6 protein-coding genes are annotated in these 13093 nt (G+C 33.0%); 3 read left to right on the top strand and 3 right to left on the bottom strand.

From position 1 onward, the window contains the following. Nucleotides 1-219: 219 nt before the first annotated feature. Together AAGV33_RS16135 and AAGV33_RS16130 are read right to left on the bottom strand one after the other, a co-directional pair. Nucleotides 220-3924, bottom strand: coding sequence for a DUF4450 domain-containing protein (locus AAGV33_RS16135; RefSeq protein ID WP_373393385.1), 3705 nt, complete (start codon nt 3922-3924; stop codon nt 220-222). A gap of 338 nt (nt 3925-4262) precedes the next feature. After that, nucleotides 4263-7922: a hybrid sensor histidine kinase/response regulator transcription factor gene (locus AAGV33_RS16130; RefSeq protein WP_373393383.1), complete on the bottom strand. Its 3660-nt coding sequence runs from the start codon at nt 7920-7922 to the stop codon at nt 4263-4265. A 1148-nt stretch (nt 7923-9070) separates the two neighbouring features. Here AAGV33_RS16130 and AAGV33_RS16125 point away from each other — a divergent pair. Both AAGV33_RS16125 and AAGV33_RS16120 read left to right on the top strand, forming a co-directional pair. Next, nucleotides 9071-10309, top strand: a complete 1239-nt coding sequence (locus tag AAGV33_RS16125; RefSeq protein WP_373393382.1) for a site-specific integrase — start codon at nt 9071-9073, stop codon at nt 10307-10309. A 246-nt stretch (nt 10310-10555) separates the two neighbouring features. Further along, nucleotides 10556-12043: a hypothetical protein gene (locus AAGV33_RS16120; RefSeq protein WP_373393380.1), complete on the top strand. Its 1488-nt coding sequence runs from the start codon at nt 10556-10558 to the stop codon at nt 12041-12043. Here AAGV33_RS16120 and AAGV33_RS16115 read toward each other — a convergent pair. Next, entirely contained in the window at nt 12023-12187 is a 165-nt protein-coding gene (locus tag AAGV33_RS16115; protein ID WP_373393379.1) for a hypothetical protein, read from the bottom strand. The two genes, AAGV33_RS16120 and AAGV33_RS16115, sit on opposite strands and share 21 nt — an antisense overlap. Before the next feature lie 418 nt (nt 12188-12605). On the opposite strand from AAGV33_RS16115, the gene AAGV33_RS16110 reads away from it, so the two are divergent. After that, nucleotides 12606-12911 carry a helix-turn-helix domain-containing protein gene (locus AAGV33_RS16110; RefSeq protein ID WP_373393378.1) on the top strand — a complete coding sequence of 102 codons (306 nt, stop codon included), beginning with the start codon at nt 12606-12608 and terminating at the stop codon, nt 12909-12911. The last annotated feature ends 182 nt before the right edge of the window (nt 12912-13093 follow it).

Genomic DNA, 13093 nt, shown 5'->3' with positions numbered 1-13093 from the left:
TTGGCACCAGTAAATGCAAGAGAATTATCCAAAATTGACAAGGAGAACGCATGAGAAAAGCAGCTATATATTATAAAGACTATCTGGCGGGAACACTTACAGAAACGGACGACGGTGACTACTTATACTCATTTTTATATTAGGCACTAATAGATTTGAATACCTTGCAGGTATCGTTTTTAATACATCCAAATACCTGCAAGGGAAAAAGAGACTTCATTATCGCAAGAGCGTCACCGCCATTAATCCTATTACAACATCATTAGCAATTGTTTTAAGAGTAATTTTTTTTAGCGTTTTCGATGGATTTAGTGGCATATCCAAAACTGTTGCAGCACCTCCATCAATTACCTTTCCATTATAATTAGCTTTAGATTCCTCTCCAGAAACAATAGATCCTGTTTTTAAATGGATACGTGTAGAACGTGGCCTTTTTAAGGCAAAGGCAAATCCATCAGTATAATAATCCTGTTCCATAGGCCACCATGTTTCTGGATTTCGTAACACCAGAGAATCTGTTGTCCCATCAGTATATTCTACAATTAAAATACCATTATCAAACTGGCTTTGCATAGGGTTAGTAGAACCAGCCATTAAAAACCACGCATGAGAAGCATTTCCTGTAAGCGGAATAGATTTCTCTGTTGGATAATTATCCCATTGTGATGTGAATAGAATATTGTTAGTACCTTCTACTCCTGGAGTAGCAAATGAAATGCCTTGAGGAAGTGTAATACTATTTTTCACTCCGGCTAATTTACGCAACCCACTATCGTCAACATCAAATGTCCTTAAAGAGTGCGGCCAATCACCAATTCCTTGCCATGGAAGTTGTAAAGTGGTAACCTGCGGTCTTGGCGAAAGATATTTATTCCTGAAGATTTGGGTTACTTTATCGTTAAAATATCCTGTAATATTCACGTTTTCTAATTTACCTTTTGTAGTCACTTTCCAATTGTATAATGACTCAGTAAGCGTTTCTCCGTTTAGCAATTGGATAACTACCTGATTGGTTCCCGTAATCAGATTATTTTCTGGAACTACTATTTCTGTACTATTTTGACCTGATGGAATATCAACAGATGTACTAAAGCCGTTAACTTTTACAATTGCTTTTACAGCATTACTTGTATTATTCTGTAATGTAAAACTATTGCTGTTTTCTTCTGAATCCTTTCCTGTAACTAGCGTAACAGCTTTTTCTACATTGAAACAAATAGGCATCCACCACGATAATTCCCCTTGTTGTAATTGCACAAACACGGTATAATTTCCAACTGATGCCTCTACTTTAGCAGTAAATCCTGATGCTGTGGTCTCAATATTTTTCAATACATTTTGTAGGTCATTCACGCTTAAAACTTTTGCATCTGCAAATTTTTCACTGATGACACTTCCAATTGCATAGCTTTTTTCAGCAGTTGGCAACACTGGTTTATTCCCTTGCCAAATAATATTGATAACATATTTGTCAGCTGCTGGTGCATTAATTTCGATTACTGGTTTACCGACAGCCGAATCTATATTTTTCCAACTAACCGATTTCCCATTTATGGTAATGTTTTTGACCTGACCTTGTGCAATAGCTTGGAATTTTAAATTAAGGCTTTTATGTAATGTAGGTACCAATGTATAAACATCCGATTGATTACTACGTTTAAAATCAAACGAAATATCAGGTGTAGAAAAAGAGGCATAATTCCATGAAGAAGGTAATCCTGGGCGAATGTTAAGCGTATTGCTCAAAGCATTAGGTACAATACCAAAAAGACCTTCTACCAAAGCTCTGGAAAACATACCAATTGGATCTCCAAAATCACGGTAGGCTTCATTTCTTACCGCATCAAAATGTGATATTTGTACAAAGTTACCAGGACTTCCGCCAAGGTACATCGAGCTTAGTACTTCACTTTTGAATAATTTATAGGCTTCATCTGTACGACCTCCTTGCCAGTTGGCAAGCGCTGTATGCATAGATTCTGCTAATGCCGAATTGTTTAACGACCACTCATAAGGCATCCATTTAGTAGTAGATAAAGTATAATAACCCTCATCCTCTAAACCTTTTGCTTTTACTGGGATATGCGGTATTTCATTATCTACATAACGTAAACTTTGATAGGCTTGAAATGGATTCATTGTTTCAGAATCCATACTGTGATAAACTGTCCATAATGCTGGTGCAGTATGCAACAATCGATTACCCATTGCATCTTTATATTCGGCAAATGAACCTTTGTCTTTCATCCATAAATGGGCATTCATTGCTTTCAAAATTTTATCAGCTTCGTTACGATAAAGAGTTGGATCTTCTCCAAGAATAGTTGCTATTTGTGCTGCTTTTGAAAAAGAAAAATAGTTATAGGCAGATGAATGCGCCACACCACCGCCACTATACTGCAAAGCATCACTTGCCCAAATCACTGCATAAGCATCATATAAACCATCTCTGTCAGGATCAAAATTACGAGTTTCCCATTCCAAATGACGCTTCAATACTGGCCAGGTTTCTTTTAAAAATGCTCTGTCTCCCGTCCATTCATAATGGCGAAGCATAATGTCGATAAATACCATATTCATATCGTAATGGTGCGCTGACATTTTTTCACCATTAGGAAGCCTACTGATATAACCGCTGGTAAACATTCCCACTCCTAATTTTTCCAGACTTCGAGACAAATTGTGCGCTGTGTCTGCAATGATAGGTCCACTTGCTGGACTTGTTACTTGAGATTTAACATAACTTTCCAAATGCATTTTGGCTCGATCATGCCAACCCAATGCATCAGCCGTATATGCACCACGCCAACCATTCAAACGGTTACGCCAACCAATAGAACCGTGTAAATAGGAAGGGGCTTCCCAAGTAGCATCTGATGCTATAGCCAATGCTCCTCCAATAGTGTTGATGTAAGGGTCAGGTGTATTGATGGTAATTCGATCAGCAATTGATTTTCTTACTGCCTCTGCCTGTACATGCAATCGTGGGAGTTCACTATTCTTAAATACTGGTTTAGTAACCGGATTGTGGATTGAGAAATAATAATCGATATTGGTTTTTATATTTATTTTTCCAACCAATGCGGGAGCATTTTCTGTTTTCGAATTAAAAAAATCTTGCGGCGAGTCTAATTTTGTAGCATCCCCAATTTTTAATATTGTCCCAACTGGAAAACTTCCCACCAATAGACGCTCTTTTGATTTCTTGGACGGCTGATTCAAATCTTCTGTATAATAGCGTCCATCCTGACCTATTTCGACACCTGAACCGTATTTCAAAGTAAAGGCTTCTTTTTCGATAGCATAATTATTATCCTTACAATACTCTGGTTTTAGATAAAAACTTGATTCAGGATCGGGGCCCATATCTCCCTCTCTACTAAAGCTTTTACCAGTTGCACCTCCAAAAGCCGAAAATAAAGTAACAGGCGTTTTTACATTCTCAAAGCGGGCTTTTATAATAAATCCCTCAGCATCTGACATAGCCAGCACTTCCAATAAAAGTTTTCCTTTGCCAAGGATTGGATCTTCAATTGTATATAGCATAGACCCTGCTCTGTATCTTGCAGTGATAGTTTTTGCTTTTGTTAACCACTTAGCATTTGTATTACTACTAGATATCCCTAATTTAAAATTCCCACCCATACCTGGCATATATAAAGCAAATTCAGGTCGGTCACCTGTTTCTACTCTAAATGCTGAATGAGTACCATAAAGTGCACGGGTAAAAAGTCTGTTGCCGTTTGTAATGACAAAATCGGTTCCCTCTGGTTTATAACGAACTTCCAGTTGCTCATTATGCCACAAACGATCCGTTTTTTTTATTGGATAAAGTTCTTGTCCAAAAGTTGGTAATGAGCTTACAAATAAGGTAGCTGTTAATAATTGATTTAAAATGTTTTTCATGTTTACAAATGTTATCATAATTAGAATTTAAGTTTTTTATTTAAAGATATGATTCTACTAATTTTAACTCTTAGGTTTCCTTTCAAAAAGATAAAAAGACTATGGATTTACTATTTATTGAACTCCTAATTAGATTAATCAATATTTATTAATTTAAGATTATCCTAATCAAAAAGTGAATTACAAAACTAATCTCAAGAGTAAAAAAAGACCTATTCAAAACAGATAAAAAACAATTCAATTTAAAGCATAAAGCCAGATAAACTGAGTATTTTCAAACTTTAAATCAAAAAAAAGTTGCTACCCGAATTTCTCGAATAGCAACTATTTTCATTGTAAAAAATATATACTTATCTTTATTTTTTAATAGAATCTATATATTTGGAAGGACTAACTCCAAAATAACGTGTGAAGGTTCTAGTGAAATTACTGGCCATACTATAGCCAACTTTATAAGCTATTTCAGAAATATTGTATTGACTGCTTAACAAATATTCTAATGCTTTATTCATTCGAATGGTAGTTACAAAATCAAGTAATGATTGATCAGTGAGTGCTTTTATTTTACGATAAAACTGCGAACGACTCATATTAAGTAATTCTGAGAGCGCATTAATATTAAACTCTTCGTCCTCTAAATTGTCATGAATGTATTGTATTACTTTAGTAAGAAAAGCTTCGTCGATGGCATTCATTGACATTTTCTTGATTTCAATAGCAGAACCTTTCGAAAACAGTTCTCGTAAGCACTGACGTTGATCAAGAAGATTTCTCATTTGAGCCTGAAGTACATTTGAATTAAAAGGTTTGGTTACATAAGCATCAGCACCTGTTTCATAGCCTTCTACTTTCGACTCGTCTGATTGGCGAGCAGTAAGTAAAATTACTGGAATATGGCTCGTGCGTTCATCTGATTTTAATTTCTGGCATAATTCTAATCCATTCATGTCTGGCATCATTACATCGCTTACCACAAGATCAGGAATATATTCCACAGCTTGCTGTAATCCTTCCAAGCCATTAGTTGCCAAAATAACACGATAGTCGTTGCTGAAATTCAACGCTATATAATTACGAATATCAACATTGTCATCTACAATTAAAAGCAGAGGCAAATCATCAGAAGAATTAACAGACTGAATAGAATTGGTTAACAAACTTTCTTCTTCGACAAGAAATTTATGCTGATAAAATTCAGGTTTTGAAACTTCTTGTTTTTCTGAGATGGGAAGAAAAACCGAAAAAGCAGCTCCTTGACCTAATTTACTTTCGACCAAAATTTTTCCGCTATGCAACTCCACTAATTCTTTTGTCAATGCTAATCCAACTCCTGAACCTTCTTGTTGCGAATTTGAATTGTCTGATTGATAAAAAAGATCAAAAACTTTCTCCTGCTCTTCTTCTGAAATTCCAACTCCAGTGTTGTACACTTTTATTATTAGCATTCTATTTTCTTCATTTAAAACAGCAATATTTACTGTAATTTCTCCTCCATTAGGCGTGAATTTAAAAGCATTGGATAACAAATTATTCAGCACCATATTCATTTTGACTGTATCAAAATAAGTATCCAAACTTTTTACTGCTGATTCTATTTTAAATTGAATTCCCTTATCTTTTGCTCTTGATTCGAATGCGGCTGCAGCTGTTTTTACAAAAACAACAATATCCGATTGCTGCTTATTTAAAGTAAGATGTCCTGATTCCAATTTTCTGAAATCCAGCAATTGGTTAATTAGTAAAAGCAATTGTTTGGCATTGCGATGCATCAAAATGTGGTACTTTTTTACGGTATCATTATCTAGTTTTTCGGAAATTAATTTTTCTAATGGATCAATAATCAACGTAAGTGGGGTACGGAATTCATGTGAGATTCCGGTAAAAAATTGAAGTTTGGATTGATGAATTTCTTCGTTTTTACTGAGTTCAATTCGTGACATTATGTATTTATGAATGAATAAGACAACAACGCCTCCAATAGCTATGTAGATTGTAATTGCCCACCAGGATAGCCACGATGGAGGAAGTATTATAATACGAAGACTGGCTGGTTTATCGCTCCAAATACCGTCGCTGTTAGATCCATATACTTTAAAATTATAAGTTCCTGATGGAAGTTGCGAATAGGAAGCACTTCGCATAGAAGCATCGTTAAATATCCATTCATTATCGATACCTTCAAGTTTGTATTTGTATTTATTCCCCTGTGGATTGGCATAATGCAAAGCGGCAAATTCGATACTAAAAGTTTTGTCCCACCAGCTCAGCGAAATCTCGTTAGTACAAAGAAGTGATTTTTCCATTATAACTCTGTCGTTTACTTTTGTCCCAGGCTCTAACATTTTATTCATCACGTTTAGGCGGGTAAACACAACTTGAGGCTTGTATTTATTGATTTTTATCTTCTCTGGAAAGAAGGAATTAAGACCATTTATACCTCCAAAAAACATTTCACCTGTTTTACTATCTCTAAAACAAGTATTTTGATTGAATTCATTACTCTGTAATCCGTCGTTTACATTAAAGTTTTGAATATCAAATGTTTTGGTATTCATTCGGGTCAATCCTTTTTTATGGCTTATCCAGATAGACTCTTTACCATCAAATAAAAGTCCCATAATAATTTCGTCTGGCAGACCATCTTTTATAAAAAAATGTTTAAACTTATTATTTTTAGGATTTAAACGGCTTAAGCCTATATTTGTAGCTATCCAAATCATCCCTGAACTATCTTCGGCAAGTGAATAAAGTCGATTAGAAATAAGCGAATTATCATTTCCTTCTACATGAACATATCGTATGGATTTGAATTTTACTGATTTATCAGCGGTTCGAATCAACTTTGTCAAACCTCCGTCTTCCATTGCGATCCAAAGATTTTTTTGACGATCTTCCATGATAACTCGGATTTGAACTCCTCCAGTTATTGCTGGAGATACACTCACAAATTTATCATTAGCTCTATCATACTTTGCTAAACCAGCGTAAGTACCAACCCACATTGTACCTTGACTGTCTTCTTGTATACCATAAATAACAGGACTTGCAATATGTCCTGGTTTCTTCTTATCGGCAGCATAGTGTTTGAAAGTTTTGGTATGAGGATCATATCTATCAAGACCATCTTTTGATCCAATCCATACAAAACCATACCTATCACAATAAAGCGCACGAATTCTTCTACCATCAATGCTATTTTTATTATTGAAATAGGAATATCTTTTGCCTTGGGGAGTGTATTCTATAATTGTACCCCCCATTTCTTCAGACCCTATCCAAAGCCTACCGCTTTTATCTCTACAGATAGCTCTGACTTCACTACTAATTAATCCTTTTCCGGGGCTATCTTCATGATAATAATTAAAAGGTTTAACATTTAAACTCGCATGATTTACTCCACCTCTTCGAGTACCTATCCATAGTTTATTTTCATCATCGATATAACTCGTGAAAATAGATGTATCGTTGATTGAAAATGGATCATTATAATTGACCTTATAGAGCATTTCTTTCCCCGTAACTTTGTTCAATTTTAGTAAACCCGATTCACTAGATGTAAATTTATATTTATCATTTTCCGCTACTTTGGGTTGTGCAATACGTTTAAGAATATAAGGTGCTACTTTTTTAGTTGAAAAGCGTTTAAAGTTCTCATATTCATAACTGTACTTGTATAAGTAATCAGGTTCACCCGTTTTTATCCAAATGTTTTGTAATGAATCAGTAACAATTGCATTTATCATATTATCCGAAAAAGCAGTTGGATCATTATCATTTGCTCTAAACACTTTAAAAGAATATCCATCGTATCGGCAAGCTCCACACCAGGTTCCAAACCACATAAAACCATACTTATCCTTTGCAATGGAGTGTATTGAATTTTGAGGCAATCCATCATTTACAGTAAGATGGTTAAACTTTAAAACACTAAGCTGTGCTTGCAGTTGAAATACCGAAAGTTGAAATAATAAAAAGAATGCTATTATAGTTCTGGTTTTTGTATTTGTGGTAGGCATTGGGTTAGATGTTAATTCTTAATTTAACATTTGGTCAATCTTTATTAGAAACGTTCTAATTCTAAACACATTAGAAATAAAGAAAAAGAAATATTAGGCTTATAACAGTCAAAGATACAAAAGAAGCTAAATTTTCTTAAAATTTACCAATCATATTCTTATCAAGATATTTATTTATTGACTGCTCTCCAATATTCTAAAAAATGCTTTATACATAATAAGCAAATAAATCAACGTTTCAACTCGAAACATATAATGTATCTAAACCTCCATTTTACTAATCTCTCCAAATTTTCTATTAAATATGGTTCGGAATTTGTTCAGTTGTGGTCACATCTAATAATACAAATAAAAGTTTGATTGTAATCCCATTTATTTTTTTAAATTAATTATCCATCATTTATCCTATTTTGTATTATATCCAAATTTTAAATTTTAAGACTAAATACATATACACCTCTTAAAAACATAAAATATAAATTATTCAAAAAAAAACGGAAAAAAAAAACGACAACTTATAATCAATAAATTAAAGATTATCTTTCAATGTCAAAAATAGGAATGAAGTGTTCGATTGTAATTTTTCGCGACTAAAAATTAAAAAAACGTAAATAACTAAAAAGAGTAAATTCCTTAATCCAATTTTCAAAATCTGTTTTGAAAAATTTTTGTCCTAGTTTGTCATAAAAAAACATACCTTTGTCTCTAAATAAATTAAAGAATTATAACGTAAATTTAAGCGGATTTAAACGAGCCTAGAACTTTCAATATTTATAAAAATGGCGAAAATTTTTATGGCACATCCGTGGCACAGCAGTTAAAAAAATATTAGAAATGCAGTATAAAAGCGGGATGTAACGGTTTTGTTCGAATCCCTCTTTCTCCGCGAGCTGAAAAGCAAACGGTACTAAAACCCACTAAATTCAACGATTTAGTGGGTTTTTTCATTTCTAGGATAATCAAATTATTCAATAAATCTCAAAGTGTAGGTGTCTTTCAAGGTGTCACTAAAAAATTAAATTTTAAGTGACACCTCGCAACGAAAGCACCGCTACTACAAGCTGTTCAACAACAAATTCAAAAAATGTACATCTTGTGTGTAGTTATTAAATCGAATAAATTTAATACTAACTTTAAGGTCACCAACAATGAACACATCCGTATCAATTCTCTTCTACATCAAGAGAACAAAAGCTAACATTTTAGGAGTTTGTCCAATCTACACCAGAGTTACAGTAAATGCAAAACGCTTTGAGTTTAGTACGAACAAATACATCAATCCTGATAAATGGTCCTCAGAAGGTAGCAAAGTTAAAGGCACTACCGAAGAAGCTAGAACAATCAATAGTCATCTTGATTATCTAAAAAGTCAAGTTTTAGAAGCTGAGAAGAAACTTTTCAAAAAAGACATTAGTGTTACTTCTGAGAATTTAAAGAATGAATTGTTTGGTTTATCAGAAACCAAGCGTATGCTCATCCCTATCTTCCAAGACCACAACAACAAAATAAAAGAGCTAATCGGCAAAGAATACGCTCCAGGAACATTAGAACGCTACACTACTTCTTTGAAACATACTATCGAATTTATGCAATGGAAATATAATGTTTCCGATATCGATATTACAAAGATTGATCATGCCTTTATTTCGGATTACGAATTTTGGTTACGAAGCGTTCGAAACTGTGCGAACAACACTGCTGTAAAATACATCAAGAACTTCAATAAAATCATCAAGATATGTTTGGCCAATGACTGGCTTGATAAAAATCCTTTTGCTAACTATAAATCAAAAGTAAAAGAAGTAGAACGAGTTTATCTAACCGAAGATGAAATTCAATCCATTATTGAAAAAGACTTCAAAACAGAAAGACTATCACTAGTTCGCGATATCTTCCTTTTCAGCTGCTTTACAGGATTAGCCTACATAGATGTCAAAAACTTAACAAAGTCTCATATAAGCTTCGGAATAGATGGTGAGAAATGGATATTCACTCATAGACAGAAAACCGAAAGTGCTTCTAAAATTCCAATCCTTCCATTAACACAAATGATTATTGATAAATATGCCGACCATCCACAAAGCAGCAATCAAGAAAAATTACTCCCTATCCTATCCAATCAAAAAATGAATGAGTATCTAAAAGAAATTGCTGGAGTTTGTAAAATAGAAAAAGAATTAACTTTTCACATTGCAAGACACACTTTTGCAACGACTGTGACGCTTACAAATGGTGTTCCTATTGAAAGTGTAAGCAAAATGCTTGGGCATAAAAACCTTCGAACTACTCAACACTATGCAAAAGTATTAGACAGAAAAGTGAGTGAGGATATGCAAATTTTAAAAAACAAGTTTAAATTAAAAACGCCTAATCAAAAAATAATGTAAGATATTTAACATTTTTACCTTATTTTGATAAGATTTGTAGTCCAAATATATTAATCCAAAATATTTCTTACATTAGCTATATATTCCTAATAATACTCTAGTTAAAATTGAATTGACTATAATGCTCTATAGTTATCCTAAAAACATCATTTCAAAGATTTTGAGAAAAATTCAGAAAGGAATTGGAAATTATAAGCTAGAAAATGATTTATAAAACTAATGTTTAAGTTACGTTTCTGAATTAGCATGAAATACAAATACTTACTTAAAAATTACGATAGAATTGTAAATGAAATTAAAAATCCTCCAATAATATTTAGTAATGATTTAGTACCGTTTCTTATAAAAAAATCATCTGAAAGTTATTTCATTTATCAAGTTGATTTCAAAATAATTAATCAAGATGTAAAATATACCGCAAAGAAACCTCTACATAATCTACATCCGGATTGTGGAAAAATAAGGTTTAAACCTTCTGGAACTACTTCTACCCTGGACCCACATATACCAATTGTACTTCAAGAACTCAATCTTTCCAAAAAAGATGTACTGTGTAATTGGTGTGCTAAAAAAAAGTGCAGATTATATATTCTAAAAAGCTGTGAAATCGAAGATTTAACACAAGAAAATCGTTTCTTTCTATATTGTTGCCAAACACTCAAAAAAGAAAATGATAAGATCAAAAAAGCAAATAAGGAACGTATTTATAATTTAAATTCTAAAAATAAAATAGAGCAGCACATACATCAGAAACAGCAATCCCTTGAAAATTTGGCACATAGTATAATCAAAGAGATTAACCCTATTAATTATAAGCAACTCTATCAATTTTCGGATAACTATAATAAAACAGACTGCTTAAAAATTACATACATATATCTTGAAAAGCTGCATCGATTTATTGAAAAGGAATATAGAAATTACTTAAACGTACAAAGTAACATCCCCTATCGTTCCATATTTATTAGAGAGAAAGAAATCACCAACAAACTAAAAAATGTAAAATCTGCTTTATTAAATAGTACTATTAATGATCAATTACTGAATATTGTCTATGAACCTTTGCTTAAAATAGGAACTTTAAATATAAAAGAAAAATTAACCTACTATGATTTTAATTATTGCTCAGAATTCATTTTAGAAATCCATAAACTTATTGAAAATGCAAAAATATCCGAAGATACACTTATAGATTGTCTCTTCTATCTTAATTTCAACTCCCTACAGTTTTTTAAGTTTTTAACGGACACTATTCTAAAAAATCTTGAGAATTCAGAAAACAATATTCAAAAAATTGATTGCTTATATCTTTCACTTAAATGCTTCAATCAAAAGCAAAGAATTAGCTCATTAAAATACCGTACTAATTTGCCTTCAGTCCAAGATCAAATTGTTCATTGGATCGAAGAAGAAATTGCATATCTAAATAGAAGTCTCAACTTAGAAACAAAGCAGTTTAAAATACCTCCAGAAAATGAAGTTAGTACTAAATTTATTTCAGGTTTATCTGTCGCGCAGTTAAGTTGTTTTTTCGGACTATTACTTGAAACGGAAATTATTAAACACAAAAACCAGACAGACATTTTTAAGTTTATTGCCCAAAATTTCAAGACTAAAAACACGGATAATATTTCTATAGATAGCCTAAAGGTAAAGTATTACAATGTAGAAAGCGGAACTAAAAAAGCAATTAGAGAAAAAATAATGGAACTACTAGCACTCACGAAGCACTAATACTTCACGCATCAGTCTCCAACCAAAACCATCCATTTTCAACAGTTTTGCATCGTCAAATTCTAACAAAGCAATCAAATTGGGGATTTGATGAAGTTTCATAAACTCCATTAATTCGGGACTAACTGAGGAATCTTTTTTCATAACTAACCTAAAAAAAACTGAACAAAAGTCCCTTTTGGAATGGGTACAAACAACAGCGTGGGACATCGATCACCAGCCAAAGAGGTACGACCAAGCACCTACAGCTCCGATAAACCGAGCCCACGCATAGCGAGGGCGAACAGTTTATTTGTAGAGCTGCTTTTAGAATTTTGGTCGTTTTCTTTGGCTCGAAATAACTTTCGCAATATATTTTCAATTGAATTACCTATTTGGTATTCTGCGAACAAATTTAGTATAATTCCCTTCAATTGGTATCAAATACTTCAAAAATATAAAATATTTTTCACCTCGATTAGCTGATTTTGTTGAAGTTTGAGGGGGTTACGTAACCCCTTGTAACTGTTTTGGTATAACTTAATTATTTCTCTTTGTCTCAAATAATTAAAACCACAACATTATGGCAATCGAAATTATCACTATCGAAGATTTAAACGAATTCAGAAGTCTTTTACTAAACGACTTAAAAGAAATGCTGCTAGCCAAACCAGAGCAAACAAAGCAATGGCTCAAATCCAATGAAGTACGTAAACTGCTAAACATCTCAGCTGGTACTTTACAAACACTCCGAATTAATGGAACTATTACCTACACTAAAATTGGAGGGATTTTATATTACTCTAGTGCCGATTTAAACAAATTGTTAGAAGCAAATAAAGTCGATGCTTCAGTTACTTTATTTAATCCAAAATGGTTAGTGAGATAGTGTCAAAAAATCATTAATACTGTCATGCTGAGCTTGTCGAAGCACACAACCCATAACTCACAACTCATAACTCACAACTCATAACTCACAACTCATAACTCACAACTCATAACTCACAACCAAAAGAATGAACTACATCAAACACCTAACAGGATTTTTTGAGAAAGTGGCAACCGACAAAA

It is taken from the genome of Flavobacterium magnesitis (assembly GCF_041729735.1).
GTDB lineage: Bacteria > Bacteroidota > Bacteroidia > Flavobacteriales > Flavobacteriaceae > Flavobacterium > Flavobacterium magnesitis.
This window is presented reverse-complemented; position numbering and strand designations above follow the sequence as displayed.

Bases quoted from the DNA above. Each gene is read 5' to 3' on its own strand.
- AAGV33_RS16120 (WP_373393380.1), top strand. From the start codon at position 10,556: ATGAAATACAAATACTTACTTAAAAATTACGATAGAATTGTAAATGAA.
- AAGV33_RS16130 (WP_373393383.1), bottom strand. From the start codon at position 7,922: ATGCCTACCACAAATACAAAAACCAGAACTATAATAGCATTCTTTTTA.
- AAGV33_RS16110 (WP_373393378.1), top strand. From the start codon at position 12,606: ATGGCAATCGAAATTATCACTATCGAAGATTTAAACGAATTCAGAAGT.
- AAGV33_RS16115 (WP_373393379.1), bottom strand. From the start codon at position 12,187: ATGAAAAAAGATTCCTCAGTTAGTCCCGAATTAATGGAGTTTATGAAA.
- AAGV33_RS16135 (WP_373393385.1), bottom strand. From the start codon at position 3,924: ATGATAACATTTGTAAACATGAAAAACATTTTAAATCAATTATTAACA.
- AAGV33_RS16125 (WP_373393382.1), top strand. From the start codon at position 9,071: ATGAACACATCCGTATCAATTCTCTTCTACATCAAGAGAACAAAAGCT.